The sequence below is a fragment of the Mucilaginibacter sp. GW821-FHT07G05 genome, assembly GCF_059418565.1.
On sequence record NZ_JBWKQC010000009.1, the window covers coordinates 174,979 to 201,264 of the forward strand.

The following is a 26,286-nucleotide window of genomic DNA, read 5'->3' on the forward strand; positions in this document are numbered from 1 at the left end:
ATTTAACATTAATTAACGCATTTGACCTATTTGCGGCCACTTTAAACCTCCTGTTTAAGGCGGCCTACCTTTCTATAGGTTAAATTTTGTTTTTATGGTATTTATTTAACACTAATTTATCTTACAGTAGCCGGATACTCATTTGCTAAAACGGTAAATAGGCCGAAATTTTGATTTTATTGTAATTTTTTTGATACATAATTTATGGTGTTATTTTATCATTATAACTATATTTTTAGTTTTGTTATGTATTGTGTATGAGAAAGTTAAATTGCTTCTTTTTAAATCATAGAATATCACTAAAGGAAATAATTTATCTAAAAATGTTCTTTCTATTAATCTTGGAGATACTTTTGGCGTAAAAGTGTTTTTGCAGTTTAAAAAATTAGCTTTAGGTTAGCTGCCCCAATTAAAACTATTGGTATATCATTTCTGATATGCGTTGTTCACCTATTATCGATTTTTTTATGAAAAGCAGTTTTATCCCGGCGCATGTACCAAAGCGCTGTAAAAATGGTACGTTAAAACCAAGCCCTCACTTAAAGGCATTTTCCATTGTCTTTTTCTTATTTATATGCCAGTTAGTTACCACGCAAGTTTATGCGCAGGGCAAGCAGGTATCTGGTACCGTTATTGATCAAACTAAAGAACCTGTTATTGGTGCTACCATTAAGGTAAAAGGTTTAACCACGGGCGTGGCTACTGATATTAACGGTAAATTTGCCATCACTGTGCCCGATGCTAACGCCGTGCTGGTGATATCATCAATAGGCTACACTACCAAAGAAGTACTTGTTGGCGCGCAAACCACCATTAACATCAGCCTCGCGGAACAGTCAAAAAATCTTAACGAAGTGGTAGTGGTTGGTTATGGTTCGCAAAAGAAGGGGGAAATTACCTCGGCTACAGGCCATGCCGATACTTCCGATTTCAGGCAAAGCGGCTCGCGTAACCCGCTCGATCTGATACAGGGTAAAATTGCGGGTTTGCAAATTACCCGCAGCGGCGGTTCAAACCCCAACTCGGGCGTGGGTATCCAGCTACGGGGTATTACTACCATTACCGGCAGTGCCAGTCCGCTTATTGTAATCGATGGAATACCGGGCGGTAACCTCGATCTGTTACAGCAGGACGATATCGAATCTATAGACGTTTTGAAAGATGGTTCGGGCGCAGCCATTTACGGTACCAGCGCCAACGCGGGTGTAATTTTAATCACCACCAAAAAAGCTAAAGAGGGCCCTGCCCAGTTTAACTATTCAAGCTATTTCCGCAAGGAGTATGTTACCCGCAAGCCCGATTTTTTAACCGCATCAGAGTTTCGCGATAAGATCAACTCCGGAGAATTGGACGCGACCGATTACGGCCATACGTCAGATTTTTTTAACGACCTGGTGAATAAAAGCAACCTCTCGCAAAACCATAACCTTTCTATGCAGGGTGGTTCAAGCAAAACCAGCTATCGCGCGAGTATCAACTATCGCGATTTGCAAGGTATTGCCAAGCAAAACGGCAGAAGTGAATATACCGTTCGCTTAAGCATTAACCAGAAAGGGTTAGATGACCGCCTTACCGCGCAGGTAAATTTGGCAACCAACTACAACAATGCCAACCTGCTGGGCGGCGGCGGCTGGGAAGATCAGCTGAGCAAAAACCCTACGCTATCAAATTACAACCCCGATGGCAGCTATTATTTTGAGCAAACAAGTACCAACCAGGTTGCCCGTTTAAATCAGGAAAAATATAAAAGGCAGCAGCAAACCTCATCGGCCGATGGTAAAGTAGAGTTGGAGGTTATCAAAGGTTTAAAGGCTTCCATCTTTACATCATACCAACGGAACAGCTATATCGATGCCATCTACCGCGACCTGAACAGTGAGTTCTCTATCGAAAACGATGTGTACAAAAATGGCGGTTATGCCGAAAGGGTAACCCAGCTGAGCCAAAACTTTGCTGTTGAGCCAACCATTAATTATACCCGCACTGTTGGTAATCATAACTTCACGGGTATTTTGGGTTATAGCTACCGTTACAACCAAAATGAAGGCTTCGCGGCTAACAATTATGGTTTCCTTAATGATTTGTTTGAGGATAATAACCTGGGTGCAGGTAACCAGTTGGGTGCAGGTAAGGCCGGTATTTCCAGCTTTAAAAATGATGATAAGCTGATCGCGTTCTTCGGTCGTATCAACTACTCGTTTAACGAGAAGTATATGGCACAATTCGTTTTGCGCCGTGAGGGTTCGTCCAGGTTTGGTGCCAACCACAAATGGGGATATTTCCCGGCGGCATCAGCAGGCTGGACCATCAGCAAAGAGGATTTCATGAAGAATGTAACCTTTGTAAATAATCTGAAACTACGTGTTGGTTATGGTATTACAGGTAACTCCGGGTTCAGCAATTACGCATCGCTGGTAACTTTAGGTACGGGTGGTATCTACCTGTATCCTGATGGCCAGTACCGCGAAACTTACGGACCGGATCGTAACCCTAACCCTGATCTGCGTTACGAGAAAAAGAAGGAGCTTAACATCGGTGCCGATTTCACCTTGTTTAATAACCGTATCAGTGGATCACTCGACCTGTTCCAGCGTAAAACGCAGGATCTGTTAGATACTTACACCACACCACAACCACCTTATGTGCGCGATAATATTTATGCCAACGTGGGTAGTATCTCCTCAAAAGGTATTGAGCTTGCGGTAAGTTTCGCGGCTGTAAAAAAGAAAGACTTTAACTGGAGTATGGATATTACCGCCAGTACAGCTCAAAATAAACTCGACTCATACTCAAACGATATCTTCAAGGTTGAATATAAAACCTTTGGCGATATAGGTGGGTTTGGCGCGTTAGGTAATGCCATCCGTACTTACGAAGGTGGTAACCTGGGCGAATTTTGGGGTAAACGCTTCGCCGGTTTTACCGATGATGGCAAATGGTTGTTTTACAAACGTGACGGTTCAAAAGTACCTAACGATCAAATTAATAACTCCTTTGATCGTAACGAAACCGATTACGCGCCTATTGGTAACGGTATTCCTAAGTATTACGCCTCATGGACCAATACTTTCAAATACAAAAACTTCGACCTGAGAATATTTCTGCGTGGTAAGTTTGATTATGACATCCTGAACACCACGGCGATATCTTACGGTAACAAGGTAGGTAAAACCAACTTGCTGGAAACCGCGTTTACTAAATACGCGCAGATAAACGATACCTACATGTATTCGGATTATTACCTGGAAAGCGGTTCGTTTGTTAAAATTGATGAGATAACTTTTGGTTATAACTTTAAGATCAAGAACAAGTTTGTAAGGGCACTGAGGGTATACGCTACAGGTCAAAACCTGGCAACGTTTACAAAATACACAGGTAACGATCCTGATTTGGTTACTGATACAGGCCTTGGCCCGGGTATTGACGGTCGCGGCCCGTACCCAAGCACACGTACTTTCTTATTAGGCTTAAACCTTGGATTTTAATCACTACCGAACATGAAAACTAAAATGAGATCATTAAAATATATAGCCGGGGTGGCCGCCATATTAAGTATAGGCGCGTGTACCAAGCTTGACGAAACTACTTATGATACGCTGAACAGCGATAAGTTTTACAATAACAAGAACGAGATTATTTCGGCTGTGTTGAGGCCATATACCCACGCCAATGCATGGGCAACCCCATCCGGTCAGGATGGCTGGTGGAGGCCGAGCGAATTATCGGCAGATCAGCTGGCGTGGCCAACCAAAGGCCGACACGGTGAGGATGGCGGTAAGTGGAAAAGGCTGCATTACCATACCTGGACTAATGACGAGGGTGGCCTGAACAATACCTGGGTGTTGATGTACTGGGGTATAGGTTTATGTAATGTGCCTATCCAGAATATAGACGCCCGCGATGCCGCTGCTATAGGCCTTACGCAGGAGGAAAAAGATCAGTACGTTGCCGAATTAAAATTGCTGCGTGCTTACCATTACCTGAAGCTGATGGACCTGTTCGGTAACATCCCGATCGTGACGGAATCGCCGTCTGAACCGGTATCGACAGATCAGTATCCGCCAAATTCTACCCGTAAAGAGGTGTTTGATTTTATTGAAAAGGAGATAAAGGATAATATTGATAAAGCACCTGTACTGTCGCGTGGTATGCTTGGCCGTATGTCGCAGGCGGGTGGTTATGCCATGCTGGTAGAATTGTACCTGAATGCCGAAGTGTGGACAGGTACCCAACGTTGGGATGATTGTATTGCCGCTGCTAATAAGCTGATCAATAACGAAGCAGGTGGCTTGAACGGCCCAATGGCATTGGATACAGGCATTACCGATCAGTTTAAACCGAACAATGATTTGTCGAAAGAAACTATATTCTCAATAGCCTATGAGTTTCAAAGGGCGAATTTTCAGCCGTCGTGGACGGGTGAGTTCTTCCACTTTCAGCAAAATCTTATTTATGGCGGTAGCCGTAACGGTAACGATGGGGTAGTGGTAGTACCGGGCGTTTACACTACGTTTGATGATAAGGATAAACGTAAAACCGAATGGATACTTGAAGGCCCGCAACTGCGCTTTGATAATCAAGAGCCTGTTATTGCAACCGGTGGTAACGAATACGATGGTAAGCCATTGGTATTTGTCGATAACATCCGCAGAAACAAACAGGCTGAAGATAACGGTACCGATCCTAATAGCTTACCATCAACCATGAGCGATGGTGAAGAGAACAGCGGTGTGCGTTTCAATAAGTATAAATTAGGTAACCAGATAGCCGGCCCCAACGGCGTACCTGCCATAGATCCTAACTATAACAATACCGATTGGAACCTGTATCGCCTAACGTGGATCTACTTCGCGAAAGCGGAAGCGATTATGCGTAAAAATGGTAACAGCGCCAATGCCGAAGCTGTTAAGCTGATCAACGATTGTAAAAAACGAGCTTACACCACTGCCGACTGGGCTGATGCCGCTTATACGCCATCTACCCTAACCATGGATGAATTGTTAGCAGAGCGTGGCCGCGAATTTATATTTGAAGGTTACCGCAGAGACGACCTGATTCGTTTCGGTAAGTTTACGACCGCGTCATGGTGGGATCATCAACCCACTGCTAAAACACGCGAACTGTTTGCCATACCGCAGCAGCAGCGCGCGCTCAATGCCAAGCTTACACAGAACCCGGGTTATTAATTATAACTCTTTGATAAAACAAGAAGGGCGGCCTGCTATGGGCCGCCCTTTTTGTTTTATATACTATTTGTCATTGCGAGAATTTACTTCTTTTTGGACTTTGAAGATAAAATGACGACGGCTCACATCCACTTTCCACTGTCATGCTGAGGAACGAAGCATCTATCGCAGATAAGCATAGCGAAGAAGATTCTTCACTGCGTTCAGAATGACAGTTTTTAACACGAGCAATCTCGTAGCTTTGCATGACCGTTCTGTGTAGTTCGCGATTGCTTCGTGCCTCGCAATGACACTGGTTTTTAATCAGTTTAACTTTATTTCAAAATCTCCTCGATCTTGCTTAATTCTTCGGTACTAAACTGAATATTATCCAACGCCTTTAGTGAGTCGGCAAGTTGTGCGGGTTTACTGGCGCCTATTAGTACGGTTGTTACGCGGTTATCTTTCAGCAACCAGGCCAGGGCCATTTGGGCTAACGACTGGTTACGTTGCACCGCTATGTCATTCAATGCTTTGATCTGGTTGATACGTTCAGGCGTTACCTGATCGGTTTGTAAGTGGCCGCTTGATTTGGCTGCCCTTGAATCTTCGGGGATGCCGTGCAGGTATTTGTTGGTGAGCAAGCCCTGCGCCAATGGCGAGAACGGGATACAGCCTACGCCTTCTTTTTCCAGTACATCTAATAATCCGCCTTCAACCCAGCGCTCAAACATAGAGTATTTAGGCTGATGGATAAGGCATGGCGTGCCCAGTTCTTTTAATATACTGATGGCTCTCGCTGCTTCTTCGGCCGGATAGTTGGAGATGCCTGCATACAACGCTTTTCCCTGGCGAACAATAAGGTCTAATGCCGCCATAGTTTCTTCCAGCGGTGTTTCAGGGTCTGGGCGGTGATGGTAGAAAATATCTACGTAATCTAATCCCATTCGTTTCAGGCTTTGATCCAAACTGGCAACCAAATATTTTTTAGAGCCCCAATCCCCGTAAGGACCATCCCACATGGTATAACCCGCCTTGCTCGAAATGATCATTTCATCGCGGTAACCACGGAAATCCTCTTTCAGGATGCGACCAAAATTCTCTTCGGCCGATCCCGGAGGCGGGCCGTAATTGTTGGCCAGATCGAAGTGGGTAATGCCGCTATCAAAGGCAAGGTGCAGTATCTTCTGAAAATTATCAGAAACATCTACATGGCCGAAATTGTGCCACAGTCCCAGCGAAATTGCCGGAAGCTTGATGCCGCTGTTTCCGCAGCGACGGTATTCCATATTTTGGTACCGGGTAGGTGAGGGCTGATATGTCATAAACAGTGTGTTGGTTTGGCGGTAAAAATAAAGTTTCGCGCTGATTATTCGTAAAAAGATAATGTCACATCGCTGTGAAATAAAAGAGTGGTCTTACACCACCTCGGCCACTACAAAGGTGCTGCCTCCCACAAACACCAGGTCGTTAGTACCAGCCTGTGATTGGGCTGCTTTTAGTGCCGCGTTTACAGAAGAGTAATGCTCGCCCTGCAAGTTGAAATCTTTCGCGTTTTGCTGCAAAGTTTCTGCATCCAGTCCACGCGGAATGTCCGGTTTGCAAAAGTAGTAGATGGCATCTTTCGGCAGCATTGCCAGTACTTTGGTAATGTCCTTATCGTTCACCATGCCTATTACAAAGTGGAGCTTATTATAGCTAATATCTGCAATGTTTTTCAGCACTTCCTCTATACCGTTTGGGTTATGGCCGGTATCGCATATAGTAAACGGTTCGGTGCTTAATACTTCCCAGCGGCCATGTAAACCGGTAAGGGATTTCACCTGTTGCAGTGCGGTTTGTATGTGTTGGGCGGTGATGACAAATCCTTGCCTGCGCAATTCATCTACAGCGGTTAACACCCCTTTTATATTTTTAAGCTGATAGCTTCCTGTCAGGTCAACCCGTAACTGGTAGCCTTTGTCTTCCGTTTTATGGCTTACTATAAGGTTTTTAAAAGCATGGTAGCCAGATACAGGCGCTGTTTCTTCCTCTACATCCCACAGTTCGGATGCAAATGTGATCGGGGCATTCTCGGCTTTAGCCTTATCCACAAATACGGCTCTTGTTTCCGGTTGCTGCTCACTGATGATCACCGGGATGTTGGGCTTGATGATACCAGCTTTTTCGGCCGCTATCTTCGGTAGCGTATCACCCAGGATATTCATATGGTCCCAGCCTATATTGGTGATTAACGAGAGCAGGGGAGTGATCACATTGGTAGAATCCAGCCTCCCACCCAGGCCAACTTCAACCACGGCTATATCCACTTTTTCCATTGTGAAAACATCAAAGGCCAGGGCCACCGTCATTTCAAAAAATGAGGGTTCTATGCGTTCAAAATCTGCCTTATAGTTAGCCGCGAAGTCGATCACCGTTTGTTCGGATATCATTTGCCCGTTAATACGGATCCGTTCGCGAAAGTCTTTTAAATGAGGTGAGGTATACAATCCGGTTTTATAACCCGCGGTTTGCAGTATGGCCGCCAGCATGTGCGAGCTGGAGCCCTTGCCGTTGGTGCCGGCAATGTGTATGCTTTTAAATTTATGCTGCGGATCATCTAAAATTTTGCACAGCGCAAGCGTGTTGCTCAGGTCGTTTTTAATGGCAGCGGCTCCCAGGCGTGTAAACATGGGCAGCTGATTATATAGGTATTGGAGCGTATCCTGGTAGTTCATTTTACTGTGAAGATGACCTGCATCTGATGCCCAAAAGTAAGAAAGCTTGCTGTAATTATTTAAGATAAGTGTTGACGCCGCGTCTTTTTTATTTGCCTTCCATCACCCCGCAAACAAAAAAGCTGCGCCTTATGTAAGCACAGCTTTTTTATATCTTGTTAAGCTTTATAGTTTAGTTCAACTTGAATACGAAAACAACTTTACCTGTTTGTGTATCGGCAGCTGTTTCTGAAGCGTTAATTTTTGAACGTTTTACCGCGTTTATACATTTTTGAATAAGCGCATAGTCAGATATCGTAGTACCACGACCAGCCTCTGCTTTGGTTACATTACCTTCTTTATCCACCTGGATATCCAATACTACTTTACCGCTTTGCCTGTTACCATCATCAACCGATGGGCGACTCACAAAGTTACGCTGCGGCATTTCGCTTAGGTTACCGCCATTGCCCGATCCTGTACCGTCGTAATTATCGGTAAGGGTAGTACCTGTTTTTTTACCCTGATTACCCGGGGTGCTGCCGGTACCATCGCCCTCGCCTGTACCGTTATTCTTTTTACCCGAATACAGGGCGTTTTGGTTAACGGTTGGTTTGCTTTCGGCTTTGGTAGGCTGGGTAGCAACGGTAGTGCTCGGCTTTTTAGTGTTAGCTACTACTTCCGGGGCATCCTCGTTATTTTGGGTAACTACCTCTTTATCGCTGTTCTCGGCCTGTACCTTTTCTTCGGTAGGTGGCTCGGGGGTAACTTTATCGGGTTTTGATTTGTTGGCCTTTTCGGCTACTGAAGGTTCTTCGGTGCTCATGTAATCATCGCCCATACCTTCATCAACCGTGCCGTAGTTTACCAGTATACCGCCTGTGCCGTCTTCCTCTTTTGGTAAATTGTGAAAAACGATAAAATAACTCATGGCAATAACCACAGCAAGTATGATCCCTGTTGCCAGGAACGCCTTTGGATAGTTATTTTCTTCGCGGTAATCCATCTGTTTTTAGTATCAAGTAATTAGTACCGGGTATCAAGTACCCTTACTTAGGCCTTCGGTTTTGTTGCCAGTACCAGTTTTATGTTCTGTTTTTGTGCTATATCCATTACCTGTACCACATCTTGTATGGCTACGGTTTCGTCTACATGTAAAACAATGGTCAATTCTGTTGCCAAAGTTTTCTTTTGCAGCAGGATGCCTTCCAGTTGATCAATAGTTATTTCCTGCTTATCTACATAATAACGCAGATCTTTGGTTATTGATACCGTCACCGTCTTTTTTGATACCGATTGGCCTGATGACGACTTAGGCAGTACCAGCTTGATCACGTTAGGGTTGGTTACCGTTGACGCGATAAGGAAGAAAAGCAGCAGGAAAAACATGATATCGTTCATGGCCGAAGTATGTACCTCGGCAGATGCACCTCTATGTCTTTTTCTTAAATTCATTTGCTGGGTTCTTCTAACAGGTCAATAAATTCAATTGCGTCGGTTTCCAGTTTCAATATCACCTTATCAACCATCATATTCAATATATGATAACAAATATAAGCTACGATACCCACAAATAAACCGGCAGCCGAAGTAACCATCTTAACATATAAACCACCTGATATAACACCCATGCTGATGTTATCGGTTTTTGATATATCATAAAAGATCTTGATTACACCCGCGATGGTACCCAGGAAACCAAACATGGGCGCAATACCGGCAACTATACCGATGATGCCTATGTTTTTTTCCAGTTTTGATACTTCAAGCTTGCCTACGTTTTCGATAGCGCCTTCAATATCTTTTATTGGGCGACCAATACGTAATAAACCTTTTTGCAGCATACGGCCCAGTGGCGAATTGCTGTTGCGGCAAATAGCGATAGCCGATTGCAGGTTGCCCGATATAATGCTCGACCGTACCTGTACCATTAAGTTAGATTCATCTTTTGATGCCTTACGAATGGTAAAGAAACGTTCGAAAAAGATCACCAGACCCAATACCGCTAAAATTCCAATTGGTATCATCACCCAGCCACCTTTTATCAGCAGGTCGCCAAAGCGCAGTTCTTCCGCAGGCACTACAGGCAGTTGCTGCGCGGCACGGTTGGCTGTATCTACCAGTTTGTTTGCTGTATCTGTTATCTGTGCTAATAATAAACTCATTGTTTGGAATTATAGGTTTGTATATATATTTCTTTCTCTTTCACTTTAGTGCCTTTAATAATGGCTTCTAAACCCTTATCAGCTTCTTCGGCAGTAAAGTAAGTGCCTAATGTTATCTTAAATAATTTACCGCCGGCATGTTGCAATATCCTTGGCTTTAAGCCCATTTTACGGTAATTGGCCATTATCTGTTCGGCCTTATCCTGCGTTTTAAACGCGCCGCCCATTATCTCGTAATGCTTGCGGTTTAAGGTGTCATTTTTTGGTATGACGGCTGCTGCTGCCTGTGGTTTAACCGCCGGTGTCTTTTTTGCTGTATCCTTTGCCGCAGGTGTTGCGGTTTTAGGCGGCGTTGCTGTTTTTGCCACGCTATCAACCGGTTTGTTTACCACCTGTGCAGGGGTATCCGTTACTGAACTATCCGCGCTAATGGTATCTACAGCTATAGGCTGCTCCGGCTGCGCGGGTGTTTGTGTTACCACCTGCTGCTTTTGCTCGCCTGTAAATAACGATGGTTTATACATATATATACCACCAAATATCAATAACAAAATACCGATCACTATCGCGGTGATCAGCAAGGCGCTCATTGGTTTCTTTTCCTCGTAAACAGGTAGTCCTTCTTCTGCCTGTACAGTTGCTTCGGGTTCAGTTACCTGTACCTGCTGCGGTGTTATAGGTGTTGAAGAAATATCCGGAATAGGTTGCGCCGGTTCAGGCTGCTCGTTTACTTTACGCAGTTGTAAAGCGGGCAGGCCTAAAAAAGCAGGATCATTACCCGCGTTATTTTTAGCCCTGAACAAAAAGCCCGATTGCCCTGCACGTAACCAGCCAAGGTTACCTATGGGCGCTTCGCCGTTTAATGCTTCCTGCTTTAAAGCATCAATGTACTTATCAGTAAAAAACTTTGACGACGAAAGCGATATATTCTTTTTGCCGGCTATATATAAGGCCAGCGTATCATCTGCCACATCCTGTGTTGCCTGCTGTTTAAGCTGCAACTCGTTATGCGGCGGATAAAAGGTGTTCTCCTGCTCGTTATAGTAGCCGTTTATACGTACCTGCGTAAAAGAGCCCAACCCGGGCACGTTCACTTCGCCCTGTTGCCCCAGTATTTCGCTTAAATAATAGGCTACATCCATTCTGGCAAAAGTACGTTTAATTATAAAACTTCAAAAAACTAAAAGGCATATCCAACGCCGCCAAAGATATTAAATCCGTAGTTATTATAATATAACCATGTAGGATTAGTGTTGCTCAGCAAGTTGTTCACCTGTACAAATACCGAAAGCTGCTTGGTGGCTTTATACTCCACACCGCCGTTAAGGTCAACAAACGATTTTATCGATATTGGAGCCTGTTGAGCCAGCGGCGCGCCGGTAGCGTCGGTCAGGAACCTGTCGTAAGTATTACCACGGATCAGCATTGAACCGTTAATGTTCACCTTATTGCTGATACGGATAACCGTACCGGCAGTCAGTTTAAACTTAGGCATGTTCCAGGCTTGCGCTTCGCTGGCCATTTTAAAGTCTTTAAACTCCACGCGGCCAAATATGCTCAGGTCGTCGGTAGCTTTAAAATCCAATTCGCCATTGAAACCGCTAACGCGCGAACGGCCGTCATCATAAATAACACCAAACTTGTTGTTGTAACCAAGTGCACGGTCGAAATTGTTAACAAACAAGGCCATATCCTTAATGCTGTTACGGAAGAAGGTAGCCTTAAAGCCTAAGCCCGGTGCCAGCGTACCTTTTAAACCTACGCTCACATCAAACTGATCAACCGAGTTTTTAATGGCGATATTTTCACCGATGTATGGGTTGGTTTCAGAAAAATCGCGTAACGATGCCTTGTTTACATCGCCCTTGGCTTCGGCAAATAAACGCACGTATTTAGGTATTACCTGAAACTCCAGCTTGGCCGCAGGGAACAGGAAGAAACGGCTGCTTACGCCAAATTCTTTCACAATGCTTACACCCGCGTCAATCTTATAATTTTCGCCCTGAAATTTGATGTAAGGGTTTAACCTTACCAGGCTGTTGTTGTACGAGTAAAGGCTATCCTTTTGCGTGCTCAGATCTAACGAAGCAGCCAAACCTGCATAAAATTGCTTAACCGTTTGGTTCAGGAAACCCGATATTACTACGTTGTTCTCTTTCGCTTTATAAGCGTTGTTAAATAAGTAACCGTTCAGTTTTAAAGCGTAGGTAAATTCGTTCTCTACATCTTTATAATTTTTAGTTAGCTCACCCTCGGCGCTTAAGGTACTGAAATGTTGTTTCAGCGGGTTGAAATCGAGCAGAGCAGAATCGCGGTTATAACCGAAAAAGTTTACGGCCCTGCGTTTATAGTTGATGGTACCGCGTAATGTATTTTCGGCCAGTATGGTTTTACCGAAAACGCCTAACTCGTTGCGGCTTTCATTCTGCTTGTTAAAATCGCTGCCTTTTTGGGCGAAGTGTTTTACATAGCCGCCTACCTGCAAAGCCTCATCTTTACCATTGGCGAAGTAGCCTTCGGCGAAGGTGGTTTTCATGCTGCCCAAACCTACCTTAGCGTAGTTATTGCTCGGGATAGAATCTTGCTCCGGCGGCCTTTTCATGGCTTCCAGCTGTTGTATCTCGTTGTCTTTGTCCAGTCTTTTATCTAAGGTAGTGTAGCTCAACGGCGCCTTGAACGGACTTTTATCTTCCAGGTCAGGGTTTCTGCGGATCTTTACCGCGTCGGCCAGTACCGGTTTGTATGAGGTAGTTACCACAATCTCTTCCGACAGGCTGCTGGTGCCTTTATCAGGCGTATTGTTATTACCGCCTTTTTTGGTTGTATCCTGTACTACTTTGGCAGCCGCGTCGCCCAGTTTTTTAGCTGTTGATTGTGATGCGGGCGTGGTAGTCTTTTTTGTAGTGGTAGTAGCCTTCTTCTTTACTTGTGCAGCAGCAGGAACAAAGTAGAATGCCGTAAGTAAGGAAAATAGTATATAGCTGTATCTTAATTTCATTGCTCGCTTTTTATTGTTCTTTGTTATCCTGTGTATCTTGTTTTGTGGCATCCGGGGTAGCGGTACTGTCTGTACCGGCCGGTTTTTGCACATCCTCTTTAATGTTCGCTTTCTTTTTGGCAGCGCCGGTAGTCGTAGTGGTTTTCTTACCCGGATTCAGTTTTTCCAGCTTTTGCTTGGCAGTAGGCAATACATCATCATCACCTTTATAATTATCTATCACACTCTGTAAAGTAGCCTTTGCCTGAAAATCATCTTTTAAAGCCACATAGTTATCAGCTAACAGAATATAGGTTTTGGCTACCCAGTAATCGTAGTTGGGCAACTCTTTCACCAAATCAAAACATGTTTTTTGCGATGCCTTGTACTTGCCTTTCAGGTATTCAATATTGGCTACGTTGTATTTGGCTTCGGCAGCGGCAATGGTTTTGGTATTGCTTACAGTATAGTCAAACTCTTTAACGGCGGCCGTTGTATCACCTAACTGAAGGTGAGCCTGACCTGCGTATAAACCTGTTTTAAACTTGTCCTCCTGCGCGGTTTTCTCGTTTTGCCTTACTAAGGCTACGTATTTCAGCACATCGTCAGACATTTCCATCTGCGCGTAGCACATCAACAAAGTATTGAGGGCGTAAGTGTAATCGGCTTTGTATTCAGAGTTGGTTTCCAGTCTTTTCAGGAATACCACGGCATCATTATATTTCTTTTGGGCGATATACAATTTAGCCATGCTGATCAGCGATTTTTCGGTGTAAGCGCTCGTCCAGTCGTTCAGGATAAAGTTGTAATCAACAACAGCCTCCTGCGGGCGGTCAAGGTTAACCAATGCCTGCGCACGCAGGTACCTCGCCTGTTTATCATAGATCTGTTTCGCCGGGAATTTATCCAGATAAGCATTTACCGCGTTTACGGTACCCTGCCAATCAGCTTTCAGGTACAGGTTATTGGCCGCGGTGATCATGATGTTCTCCTGATCTGCCGTGGTGTAGTTACCTATAGAAGTAGTACCGGCGTAGTTGATGAACGTTTGCGCGTCGCCTTTATCGGTATAAATTTTCTCTACCTGTTTCAGTGCCTGTTTTGCTTCATCGGTTGATGAATAATCCTGAACTACCTTTTTAAATGATTCAACGGCCAGGTCATCCTGGTTGTTATTGTAATCAATTAAACCAATAGTTACCAGCGCACGCGGTACATAGCTGCTGCTCGGATACTTTTGTATCATGGCATTCAGGTCGGTTTTGGCGCGTTCGCCATCTGTTTTCAGGAAATAGGTATAAGCGATCTCGAAAGATGAATCATCCGCGTAATCAGAGTTCGGGAACTTGGCCAATACATCATTCAGCGTGCTGATCTTGGTATCCAGGCTGCCCTGTAAACCCTGTATCATACCACGCTGAAACAAGGCGTAATCTTCACCCGGACTGCGCTGCGCGATGATCCTGTTATAATAAGTTAAGGCATTGGTATAGCTTTTCATTACAAAATAGCTATCGCCCAAACGGGTAACCGCGTCGTTAGTTGTATTTACATCCTTTTCGCCGCCTTGTAAAAAGCGTTCGAAGTAACGGGCTGCCTTAGGATATTGCTCACCGTAGAACGCTGCATAAGCTAAGGCATAGTTAGCGTAATTGCTTACACTGGTTTCTTTTGCCTCGGGCATATCCAAAAACTTCTCGAAGTTCTCTACCGATTCGCCGTATTTACGCACCTCGTACATTGCCTCGGCCATCCAGTAAGTAGTTAGGGCAGTGGTTTTAGGATCAACCGCGCTGTTTAACGACCGCAGGAATATACCAATGGCATTTTCAAAGGCACGCTCATTATAAAACTCCAATCCGCGGAAATAGGTCACTTTTTGGTAAGCCGTTTTAGCGCTGATAGATTTATTAGGGATGGGCTCCAGTATCTCAACCGCCTCTTTGTAGTTATGCGAGTTAAGCAAGGCTTCGCCCAATAATATCTTTACCTCTTCCAGCCTTTTGCTGCGTGGATAGTTTTTAAGATAAGTACGGGTAGCTTCTAATGCTTGGGTGTTAAAATCGAGTTCGTAGGAAAGCTTGGCGTAGTTGTACAAAGCGTCTTCCTGCAATGTTTTATCAAAGCTTAACCTTGATGCAGCGAAGTAAGCGTTGCGTGAGCCCTGCTTATCGTTCAGTTTCAAAAATACATCGCCCAGTATGTAGTTACCGTTTTGGCTGTATACATCATTCTGGCCTATCAGCTTCTTTAACTCGGTTGCCGATTTTGCATAATCATTAACCTTGTAAAGCGCGTAGCCTATCTGGTAGCTATCCTGCGTGTTTTGGGTTTTACCCTGATCCTGGCTTTGGAAACGGGTGTAGTATTCAACCGCCTTAGGGTAGTTGTTTTTAGCGAAGTATGATGCGCCAATGATGCGCAGCATTTCGGTTTCGTGCTGTTGTTTGGTGCGGTTAATGATCGGGATGGCATAGTTGAGCACATCATCATAACGCTTATCTAAAAAGTAAACAGCCGAAATATAGTACGGGTAACTGTTCTCGAATTTTTTAGAGTTTTTCAGCTTTTCAAAGTTTACCAATGCCAAATGGTAATCGGTATTGAGGTAAGCGATGTAAGCGAAGTAGTAAGTGGCATCCTCGGTATAAGGCGAACGCTTGTTTTTTACTTCACTGAAAAGCGCTTGCGCGTTCTTATAATCTTCGGTAGCGAAGTAGGCGTATCCTTTACGGAACTTGTATTCGGTATTGTCGCGGCCGCTTAGTTCACCGGCTTCAACCTTATCAAACCAGGTAAGGGCTTCGGTATATTTGCCTTGTTTAAAATACGATTTACCTATCTGGAAGAATGCCATTTTGGTAAGCGGATTTTCCGGGTGTTCTTTGCTGAACTTCAGGAAAAGGCTTTCGGCATTATCACTGCCTAATTCAAGCGCGCACAAAGCCTCGTAATAGTAGGCATCTTCTTTAATAAGAGATACTTCTGATTCAAATTTCGATTGCGTGGTGGTTTTTATCCTCGAATCCTCAACCAGTCTGAATTGCTCGGCCGCGGCTACATATTTACCTTTATTCAGCAGGTCGAGCCCGGTGTGGTAAGTTTTGTAGATTTGAGACGATGGATTTTGCTGGGCACGTGATTCTAATACAAATAAAACTGCTACAGGCAGGGTAATATATTTAAGTTTTATCATAAAGTGCGTACTAACGATGCGCTAAAATAGCTAAACCGCAAAAATGCAATCCACATTACTAATTCACAAATGTGGAAAACAATTTTTTAACGAAAATACTGCTTTATATTATATACCTGTGGAAAACTTTAAAGTAATTTGAAGCTGATTATGCGGCAAGATGATGCCTCACGGTATTCAAAAGTACGTTAATATCGAATGGTTTCGAAATAAAAGCATCAGGCGATCCTTTTTGCGAAAGCGTACCTGCCAGGTCGTGGCTTGCCGAAATTAATATAACGGGTATATTGTTTGTTTCAAATTTGCTTTTAACCTCTCTGCATAACTCACGGCCATCCATATTGCCCAGCATAATATCAAGCAATATCAAATCAGGTTGGTTTTCGCTTATCTTATCAAAAAGGTGGTGGCCGTCGCTCAATGTATCCACTTTATAGCCGGAATCTTCCAGTATAAACTGAAGCACTTCTAAAATGTCGTTATTGTCATCCACCGCTAATATCCGTCTCATTATTTTGTATCTTATTATAAATTAATATTATCTGCACTAAATCCACTTTTCTATTCAATTGCTAATTGGTCAAAACTCGTACCAAATATTAAACAAGTGTTTATAATAATTTTATGATAAGCTTAATAAGCGATTATAAGGTGGCTTTAACCGATGGTTTTACCGTTTTTACGCACAAGTCTCGCTTTCATACATTTGGCGCAAAAGTATTTCTTTATGGGATAAATTGGGGCTATCAGCTTGAAAAGCCAACCCCGGTGCATTTGATAGTGGTAAGGATTGCCGCATTTGGGGCAATCAGGTTTTTTTGGTTGGGTGGTCAAGGCTCAAGTGATTTATTATTACAAATAAATACTTAATTACCAAAAACCAATAAAAAATAGATTTTGATACTATTATTAATTAATAATTATAATAATAGTTACGATAATGAATTACTTGTTAATCGTTAACGTAAGTTTTGTGCTGGCACTTGTAACAAATGTATCTTTTGAGGTGCATCCAGGGCAAAAATAATTTTACAAGCGGGCTTCGGGGAATCCTGTCCATTAAACGGCTATTGCATTTAGGGCAATAGTGTATCTTTTTTTGTTCTGTTTCTACAGCGGTGTCTTTTTTTGTAGATATCATTGTGCAATACAATTGAGGGGTTGTTTGTATTAATCACTCAGTAGTATCACAAATTTAAAATTTTTGACAAAAAGTTAAAACAGCGGCGATGTTATTAAATTATTAATTGCGCAGGAGGGCTTTCGTTGAAGATTTAATAAAATATGAGCAAGAATAGTCTTGTTTTTAACTATTTGGCAATAATAGCTCGTGTCTTTGACGTCAAACGGCTGATTAGTAGCCGATTGATGAGCGTGGTAGTGTGAAAATAAAGGGAATTTGCTATAGATTATTGCACAAGGCTATTCACCTTTTCTACAAGCTCGTTTAAGTCGAAAGGTTTGTTAATGATGGCATCACAGCCGTAAGCGAATAATTCGCTGGTATTGTTAATATAGGCCGAGAAGATGATTACCGGTACTTCGCTATGATCGGGGTGCGATTTTATTTGCCTGCAAATTTCGCCGCCATTAGTGCCCGCTACACGATAATCAAGTATTACCAAATGCGGATCAAAATCTTTCATCATCGGTATAACATCAGATGCTACACCGGTGCTTTTTACTTCAAATTGTTCATAAGCGAGGGTTTCATGTACAATTTCAAGGATATCCTGATTGTCATCTAACACTAAAATACGTTTCAACATCATATATTATTAATAAAACGAATGAGCCCGAAAAAGCTACCTTGATTGTTTTGCTGTGAGTTACCCCTTAATAAGGAGCATGAGTTTGGGCTAATTTTAGTTGGATATTTTTATAAAGCTTACAAAAATACAAAAAAAAATGTGTTCCGGTATTTTTGTTTTGCCACTATGATTTTTCGGGATCAGTAATAAGTCAATTAACGGGATTTAACTATTTTAACGGGTGCTGTAAATGCTTGTTGCTATGTCAACTCATTGTTACAAAATGGGTTTAAAATGCCTCGCCCAGTGTAACCATCACTGCCGAGTACCCCTTGCTCATGCCATAATCAACACCAATATTAGTACCCGAATTTTTATTGAATTTTATCCGCAAGCCCGATCCTCCCGCAGGGTTCCAGTAAGCGAATCTTTTGGTACCGGGTTCTGATACCGAGTTTATGCTGGCAAACAGTACGAAGCCCAGTAAACCATTGCGTGTAATATCCCGGCGATACTCACTTTCAAAGTAAATCAACTTATCGCCCCTGAAGCGGTTTTGACTGATGCCCCTGCCCGAACGCTGGTATGGGTCCCAGCCTATACTGGGCAAATTAAGGTAAGGCGTTCCGCCGGAGAGAGTAGTCCAGTAATAGCTCCAAAAGGCCAGTACATTTTTGGGGCCGCCATTGCTTAGCGACACGTATTTGCGCATGTCGACGTATAGCGACTGCCAATGGTTAATGCTTCCCAACATACGGGTATTAAAGCGGTAAATAAGGTTGGCATAGCAACCCGGTAAGGGGTTGATAGAGTTATTGCGGCTATCGTACAATAGGTTGAGGCTTGCGCCCGATGAAAAGGAGTTCTTGCTGTCGCCCGTGCCGAATCTGTAACCGGTAAAATCTTTCAGTTTGGAATTGTCGTGCCCTTCTATATTTACGTAATAATCTAAATTATAACCTACCCCGGCATAAAAATAAGGCTTAATGCGTTTCAGGGCACTTTGATAAAAGCGGATGTACTTATAGTCTATCAGCATTTTATCGTCGTTATCGTTAGTGCCGCCAAGTCCCCAGGTATAGTGGGGGTAAACCATTACGCGGGTATCGCCCTGTATATTCCAGTCGTTATTTTTAAGCCAGATGTTTGAACGGATTGGCAAACCATAGCGCCCCCTGAAATTGAAGTACGGCGTAAAGTTGATAGTGGAGATATAAGTAGTGCTGCGATTGCCTAAATAAAAACCTGCCGTGGTAGAGGTAAACAAGGCCTTGCCGCCGCCCGGCACGGTTGAGGATATGGGTAGAAACGAAAAATAAACATTCTTCTCTTCTTCAACCTTAACTTTTGACGGACGGATGTTGAACACATCGCGACCAATGTCTATCAAATCGCGCTGTCCGTAAGTATTAACCGGGTTGTAAACCGTATCGCGTACCATTTTAGGCTGCGCCAACAGGCAGCAAGGCACTAAAACGAATAATACAACTAACACTCTGATCATATATAATTGCTTAACGGATAAAATGTGAATTGAGTTTAGCTGGCGACGATTAAATTATGATTTTATTATGACAAATGGAAGAGAAATAAATTATTAAAATATTTTCCTGCGGGCACATTACAGTTTATTATTGAACGTTGTATCATTGTGCGCTATCCTGAAAAGACCGATGGCTCACAACCTGTATTTACAACCCTGCAACTTATCGCTTAATATGCCTTATATTACACCTAAGCTCCTCAAAAGAATATTGATATTATTAGTCTTTTGCCTTTGTTATCAATTGTCAAACGCGCAAACTAAGTATAGCAATATCGTTTTCACTATCGATTCCCTGGTAAACCTTGGCCTGCCCCAATCAGCATTAAAAGAGGTAAATAAGCTTGATGACTTGGCACGACGGGAAAATAACGCTGCCCAAATAGTTAAAGCGGTGATATATCGTATTAACATGCAAACTTATTTAGAAGAGGATGCGCTCATCAATATCGTAAACATACTGCACAGGGATATTGAACAGGTCGACTTTCCGGTAAAGCCTGTTCTGCAGTCGCTTTTGGCCGAAATGTACTGGAAGTATTATAGCGACTACCGCTGGAAAATTGCCGGCCGAAGCAAACTTGAGAAGCGCGATGCTGATTTCAGAAATTGGGATATGGTCACTTTAATAAACGAAACTACGGCTTTGTATGCAAGTTCGCTGAACGATGCCCGGCGTTTACAAAATACACCTGTAAATACCTTGCATGCTGTGTTGGCAGGCGATTCGGCTACACGTAATTTACGGCCAACTTTGTACGATTTGCTTTTACACAGGTCGTTTGGCTATTTTTTAAATGACGAACCGGCTCTTATAAAACCCAAGCAGCCCTTTTCACTAAATGATCCGCGTTTTTTTAGCGACAATAAAACATTTACAAAGTTAAATGTAACCACAACAGATACCGCTTCAACGCTTTATTACGGAATAAAATATTTGCAGGAGGGAACTTCATACCTGCTGGAAAAAAATAACGCCGAGGCTTTAGCCGATTTGGATTTGTTAAGGCTTACTTTTTTGTTTGACAAGGTAAATATTAAAGACAAGGACAGCCTATACCTTGCCGCGTTAAAAAATATAGCGGCAAATACTTCAACTAAAGATATTGGTGCTGATGCCCTATATAAAATAGCTGACTATTATAGTAGCAAAGACAGCCTTAAAACAAGTATGGCTTATCTTCAAAAAATCATAGGTACATACCCTAAAAGTATGGCTGCTAATAACGCAGGCTCATTAAAGAATGAAATTGAAGAGCAAAATGTTTCGGTATCGTTAGAAGATGTAAATATACCTGAAGTGCCAATTCTGGCTATGATAACCTATCGTAATGTAAAGCGGGCTAAAGTAAATATTTACAAAATAAACGATGAGCAGGAACTGCAATTTGAAAAGCTTGATAAATACGGGCATGTTGAATTGAGTAAGGCGCAACTAAAGCTGGTGAATAAACTGAAACCTTTGCAAACTTCTTTGTTGAATTTACCCGCTACCGCAGATTACCGCTCACACTCGGCCGAGTTTAAAGTTAATGCATTAAAACGGGGAATATACCTGATTGTATCAGATGCGGACACCGTAACAAAAGGCGCGGAATTAAAAGACGTTCAAATGTTTAAGGTAAGCGGCCTTGCTTATAATTTACGAACCCAACCCAATGGTAAACGGCAAATACTGGTGCAGGATCGTAATACCGGCGAACCATTGAAAAATGTAAGCGTATCCATAATTACCAAAAAGAAAAATAAAAAGGTAGTTGCTTTGGGCATTACCGATGGCAACGGAATGTGCCTTTTTGATGTGGAGGATAATGATAATTTTGATATCAACCTGAAAACTCCTGCCGATCATTTATTTACGCAGGATAATACGCTTTGGTATTATCGTGCGCCATGGCAAAACGATAACATCGCCCCCCGTACCATAGTGTTTACCGACAGACAGATATATCGCCCGGGGCAAACAGTTTATTTTAAATTGTTGCATACCAAAATGGAGGGTACTAAAAATGCAGTGGTGCCTAATTATAATGTTGAGGTAAGTGTAACCGAGCAGGGTGATAATGTAGCCGCGGCAAAGGTAATTACCGGTATAAAGCTTAAAACCAATGAATTTGGTACTGCTGCCGGTTCTTTCGTTATTCCTCAAAATGTAAGCGGAACAGTTACAATAAATTGCGAATATGGAAAAATATCCGTTAATGTAGAAGAGTATAAACGACCAACTTTTAGTGTAGAAATAACCCCTGTAACAAAGTCTTACAAGTTAAACGATACTGTTTTGGTTACAGGCAAGGCCATTACGTTTGCGGGCTATGGTTTATCAAATGCCAAAGTAGTGTATACGGCGCGGCGCATGCCAAGCTTTTTACCCCTCAGAGGCGAAGTACTAAGGCGATTTTCAACTAATTTTTATGGCGGTACAGAAATTGCCTCTGATACAGTGATTACTAACGAGCAGGGTGAATTTTCAATGAAGTTTCGTGCTGAAGCCGACAATGATAAGCCTGCTGAAATTATCTATGATTTTAATATTGATGTGAGCATTACCGACGCGGCTAATGAAACACAAACTGCCAACAGTTCAATAACCATAGGTGATAAACCGGTTATATTGGATGTGAATTTAACAACACTGCTTTTTGCATCTAACGCGAAAAAAAACACCATTAAATTAACAAACCTTAATCACGAAAATGTTAATGGCAAGGTGAAGGTAAGTATCTATGCCTTAAAAAATCCATCTGTATTTTATCTTTCAAAATTATGGGAAAAACCCGACCAGCATTTGATAAATGAAGCTGATTATAAGACGGATTTTCCTGACTTTACATATAATAATGAGGCCGACGAGACTCAATGGCCAATTACAAAAAAGATAAGCGAATCAACTATTGAGATGAGCGCCACAGGCGGTGTATTATCTCTAAAGGATATTTTATCATCGCCGCCCGGAATGTATAAAATTGAATTTAGCGCGGCTACTGACAACGGAGATACGGCATCGGTTATTAAGTATGTTAATTACCTTGCTGAGAATGCCCCGGTACAGAATGATTGGATAAACGTGGTAAGTCAAGTGATAGCTCCCGGCCAGTCGGCGGAGTTCTTTGCAGGCATTGGCAAGGAATGTAAGGTATGGGTAGAGGTTTTAGAAGGGCCTAAGATCCTATCGGCGCAATGGTTAAAGCTTCCGGCCGGCCATTCCGAAAAATTAACTATACCTGTGCCGGCAGGCTTGGTTGGTAACATGTTTTCGGTACAGTTTTTACTGCATCATCAAAATAGGGTTTATCGTTATATGGTTCATATTACTGTTAAAAAGGAAGATAAGCCGCTTGATATTAAATTTATTACTTTCAGAAATAAACTTGACCCGGGTAAAAAAGAACAATGGAAATTACAGATAAGCGGTGCCGATGATAAGCAGGGTGCCGAGCTATTGGCTAACCTGTACGATGCCTCGCTTGATGAAATATCATCAAGGGTAAAATGGGATATCGATACGTTTTATAACGAGGATAAACAGTTTTATTACACATGGAGAGAAGCTGAAGCTTCAGAGTTGGTAACCACTAATGGGAGTTTTAAGAAGTATTTTACTTACTTGCCCGTAACCCGTGTATACGAAGAACTCGATCTTAATAATTATGGATATTACGGTGGCGATAACGACAACTACAGGCAAACGAGCGAAGACTATACAATAACAAGAACAAGCAGTGCATTACTGGAAAAAGCATATAAACGTAAGGCGTTGCTGGTTAAAAATGGTTTTGATGTAATAGGGAGAGTTGTTTTTGGGGCTGGAAATGGAATGGCTGGCGTTGAGGTAAGAGTAAGTGGTTCTGCTATATATACTACCACTAATGATTTAGGCTATTTTAAGATCAAAGTACCTCCGCATACCATATTGTTGTTTTCTAAGAAAGGGTATTACAAGGGTAAGTTAGTGCCGCAAAAGGGTATTAAAATAGTGGTGAATTTAAAATCAATTGGCAGAATCGATATGATGAGATTTCCGCCGCCTGTAGTAGCATATGATCTTCAATCTGTAGACCCGGGTGTGAAATCACAGTATGGTGATCCAAGTGTAGATGTAAGGATAGATGAGCCGGTAGGTAATTCAGATGTTAAGCAGGCAGTTGAGGGGGAAAGTCATAATGGATTTGGCTATTTTGCCCCCTCAACACATGCACACGGGTATAAGTCTGAAAATGTTGTATTTCGCGAAATACGAACAACGCCTTACAAACCCAGCACCATCCGTAAAAACTTTGCCGAAACAGCCTTCTTTTACCCGCAACTGCATACTGATGAAAAAGGACAGATCCTGATTGATTTCACTATCCCCGAATCGCTTACCCGCTGGAAGTTCAGGGGATTGGCGCATACTAAAGATCTGCAAACCGGCTATGTAGAGGCGAGTGTGATCACCCAAAAACAATTGATGATCAGTGCCAATATGCCGCGCTTTTTACGTGAGGGCGATACGCTTACGGTATCGGCGCGTTTGGCTAACATCACTACACAAACCATAAAGGGCAAGGTAAACATGCAACTCTTTAACGCACTCACAATGCAGCCCGTTAATCTGCTGGTTAACCCGAAAGATGCGGAACAAAATGTTGAGGTAACCGGTTCAACTAATAAATCAGTATCCTTTAAATTGATCATCCCGGCCGGATTGGATGCGCTTACTTATCGCCTCACCGCGCAAGGGGGCAACTATAGCGATGGGGAAGAAAATACCGTGCCCGTACTCCCCAACAATATGTTGGTTACAGAAAGCTTGCCGATGATGGTGAGGGCCGGACAAACAAAGGCTTTCTCATTTGATAAACTGATCAACCAAAGCAGCAAAACACTTAAAAATAAGACACTCACACTGGAGTATACCCAAAACCCGGCGTGGACGGCGGTACAGGCGCTGCCTTACATGATGGAGTTCCCTTACGAATGTTCGGAGCAGATCTTCAGCCGGTATTATGCCAATAGTTTCGCTACGGTTATTGTAAACAAATACCCGCAAATTAAGCAGGTGTTCGACCGGTGGAAAGCCACCGACTCCAAATCCCTGCTATCCAATCTGGAAAAGAATGAAGAGCTGAAATCCGTACTGCTGGAAGAATCGCCTTGGTTGCAGGATGCCATCAGCGAGAGCGAGCAGAAGAAACGGATAGCGTTGTTATTCGATCTTAACAAGATGAGCTATGAGTTGGCGCAAAACCTTGGCAAGCTGGAGAAAAGGCAGCTGCCGGGCGGCGGTTTCCCGTGGTTTGGTGGTGAGTATGCCGATAGCTATATCAGTCAGCATATCCTGGCGGGTATAGGTCAGCTGAAAAAGTTAAACCTGGGCGACGAGAGCAATAAATCGTTAAAATCTATCACCGAAAAATTGCTCGTTTACATGGATAATGAGTTGAAGGGCCGTGAGCTGAATGTTCGTAAATACGATAAAAATTATAAAACCCGCAATGTAGATAACCTCGAAACCCATGCCTGGTATGCCCGCAGCTATTTTACATCGGTAAAAACCGATGCCGAGCTGAGCGAGGTTTTACAGAATTATATAAACAGGGCAGCCAGCCAATGGGTAACGCAAAGCGAATATGAGAAGGCCCTTATCGCGCTCACCATGTACCGTTACAACAGGAAAGATGTAAGCCAAAAGATCATTAATTCATTACTGGAAACTGCTAAACAGTCGGATGAGTTGGGCATGTATTGGCCAAAGAACCAGTCGGGATATTATTGGTACCAGGCGCCTGTGGAAACGCAGTCGCTGATGATCGAACTGTTTACCGAAGCTACCAATAACCCGAAAGCGGTGGAAGAAATGAAGGTTTGGCTGCTCCGTAACAAACAAACAAGCAACTGGCGAAGCACCAAGGCCACTGCCGCCGCCTGTTACGCCTTATTAATGAAGGGCGATAACCTGTTGGCAGATAATACCGAAAGCACAATCACCATTGCCGGTAAACCGCTTACCGAACTAAAGCCCGATGTAAAAGCAGAAGCCGGTACAGGTTATATTAAAACCGCCTGGGCTGATGAGCAGGTAAAATCTGAATTGGGTAAAGTGGAGATCAAAAATAACAGCAAAACCATTAACTGGAGTGCTTTATACTGGCAGTATACCGAAAAGCTGGATAAAATAACGCCATCAAACACTGCAATAAAGCTGGAACGCAAATACTTCATCCTGAAAAAGACCGATGCGGGCGATGTGCTTACAGATGTTGATGCCTCACATCAACCCAAAACAGGCGATATATTGAAAGTAATTGTATACCTCAATGCCGACCGTGATTTTGACTACATCCACCTGAAAGATATGCGCCCGGCAGGTACCGAACCCGTTGACGCGATATCCTCATATAAATACCAGGATGGCTTATACTACTACCAGGTAAGCAAGGATGTAGCCACCAACTTTTTCATCAGCACGTTAAGAAAAGGTAATTATGTATTCGAGTATAAATTGCGGGTAGCACAACCCGGAAGATATGCCACCGGTATCACCAGTGTACAAAGCATGTACGCCCCCGAATTCAACGCCCACAGCGCCGGGCAACGTTTGGAGTTTGCCGAAGGGAAGAAATAAATTCGCTTAATACTTACGAAGTTTTTAAAACTTCGTAAGTATTTGTATGTAAGTCAATTAGTGAGTTATTCCCCGAATTGTCATTGCGAGGCACGAAGCAATCGCGAACTATACAAAGCGGTCACTCAGAGCTACGTGATTGCTTCGTGCCTCGCAATGACAAATATTAAAAAGGCTTACCAAACG

15 protein-coding genes are annotated in these 26,286 nt (G+C 43.0%); 4 read left to right on the forward strand and 11 right to left on the reverse strand.

Features of this window, described 5'->3' with window-relative positions:
- Nucleotides 1–467: 467 nt before the first annotated feature.
- Entirely contained in the window at nt 468–3,485 is a 3,018-nt protein-coding gene (locus tag AC07NA_RS20990; protein WP_494899498.1) for a SusC/RagA family TonB-linked outer membrane protein, read from the forward strand.
- Between the two features lie 24 nt (nt 3,486–3,509).
- Nucleotides 3,510–5,186, forward strand: coding sequence for a RagB/SusD family nutrient uptake outer membrane protein (locus AC07NA_RS20995; protein WP_494899500.1), 1,677 nt, complete (start codon nt 3,510–3,512; stop codon nt 5,184–5,186).
- Nucleotides 5,187–5,500: 314 nt separating this feature from the next.
- Here AC07NA_RS20995 and mgrA read toward each other — a convergent pair whose 3' ends face one another.
- The 9 genes from mgrA to AC07NA_RS21040 all read right to left on the reverse strand — a co-directional run bounded on the left by mgrA (nt 5,501) and on the right by AC07NA_RS21040 (nt 16,710).
- Entirely contained in the window at nt 5,501–6,490 is a 990-nt protein-coding gene (gene mgrA / locus AC07NA_RS21000; protein ID WP_494899502.1) for an L-glyceraldehyde 3-phosphate reductase, read from the reverse strand.
- A gap of 93 nt (nt 6,491–6,583) precedes the next feature.
- Nucleotides 6,584–7,882 (reverse strand): bifunctional folylpolyglutamate synthase/dihydrofolate synthase, encoded by a 1,299-nt coding sequence (locus AC07NA_RS21005; protein WP_494899504.1) that lies wholly within the window; start codon nt 7,880–7,882, stop codon nt 6,584–6,586.
- Nucleotides 7,883–8,054: 172 nt separating this feature from the next.
- On the reverse strand, nt 8,055–8,867 hold the full coding sequence (locus AC07NA_RS21010; protein ID WP_494899506.1) for an energy transducer TonB family protein: 813 nt from the start codon (nt 8,865–8,867) through the stop codon (nt 8,055–8,057).
- Between the two features lie 47 nt (nt 8,868–8,914).
- Nucleotides 8,915–9,316, reverse strand: coding sequence for an ExbD/TolR family protein (locus tag AC07NA_RS21015; RefSeq protein ID WP_494899508.1), 402 nt, complete (start codon nt 9,314–9,316; stop codon nt 8,915–8,917).
- On the reverse strand, nt 9,313–10,026 hold the full coding sequence (locus tag AC07NA_RS21020; RefSeq protein WP_345213234.1) for a MotA/TolQ/ExbB proton channel family protein: 714 nt from the start codon (nt 10,024–10,026) through the stop codon (nt 9,313–9,315). Before AC07NA_RS21020 ends, AC07NA_RS21015 begins: the two co-directional genes overlap by 4 nt.
- Nucleotides 10,023–11,168 (reverse strand): HU domain-containing protein, encoded by a 1,146-nt coding sequence (locus AC07NA_RS21025; protein WP_494899513.1) that lies wholly within the window; start codon nt 11,166–11,168, stop codon nt 10,023–10,025. The genes AC07NA_RS21020 and AC07NA_RS21025 overlap by 4 nt, the downstream gene beginning before the upstream one ends.
- A 38-nt stretch (nt 11,169–11,206) precedes the next feature.
- Nucleotides 11,207–13,024, reverse strand: coding sequence for a hypothetical protein (locus AC07NA_RS21030; protein ID WP_494899515.1), 1,818 nt, complete (start codon nt 13,022–13,024; stop codon nt 11,207–11,209).
- Nucleotides 13,025–13,034: 10 nt separating this feature from the next.
- Entirely contained in the window at nt 13,035–16,199 is a 3,165-nt protein-coding gene (locus AC07NA_RS21035) for a tetratricopeptide repeat protein (RefSeq protein WP_494899517.1), read from the reverse strand.
- 148 nt (nt 16,200–16,347) lie between these two features.
- A complete protein-coding gene (locus AC07NA_RS21040) occupies nt 16,348–16,710 on the reverse strand; it encodes a response regulator (RefSeq protein WP_345213230.1) in 363 nt (120 codons plus the stop codon).
- 113 nt (nt 16,711–16,823) lie between these two features.
- Between AC07NA_RS21040 and AC07NA_RS21045 the strand changes: the two genes are divergently transcribed.
- Nucleotides 16,824–17,069, forward strand: a complete 246-nt coding sequence (locus tag AC07NA_RS21045; RefSeq protein ID WP_494899519.1) for a hypothetical protein — start codon at nt 16,824–16,826, stop codon at nt 17,067–17,069.
- Between the two features lie 539 nt (nt 17,070–17,608).
- Here AC07NA_RS21045 and AC07NA_RS21050 read toward each other — a convergent pair.
- Nucleotides 17,609–17,971 carry a response regulator transcription factor gene (locus AC07NA_RS21050; RefSeq protein WP_345213228.1) on the reverse strand — a complete coding sequence of 121 codons (363 nt, stop codon included), beginning with the start codon at nt 17,969–17,971 and terminating at the stop codon, nt 17,609–17,611.
- Between the two features lie 268 nt (nt 17,972–18,239).
- Nucleotides 18,240–19,454, reverse strand: coding sequence for a BamA/TamA family outer membrane protein (locus AC07NA_RS21055; protein ID WP_494899520.1), 1,215 nt, complete (start codon nt 19,452–19,454; stop codon nt 18,240–18,242).
- 214 nt (nt 19,455–19,668) lie between these two features.
- Here AC07NA_RS21055 and AC07NA_RS21060 point away from each other — a divergent pair, with 214 nt between their 5' ends.
- Complete coding sequence (locus tag AC07NA_RS21060) at nt 19,669–26,100, forward strand: alpha-2-macroglobulin family protein (RefSeq protein ID WP_494899522.1); 6,432 nt, start codon at nt 19,669–19,671, stop codon at nt 26,098–26,100.
- Nucleotides 26,101–26,286 lie beyond the last annotated feature (186 nt).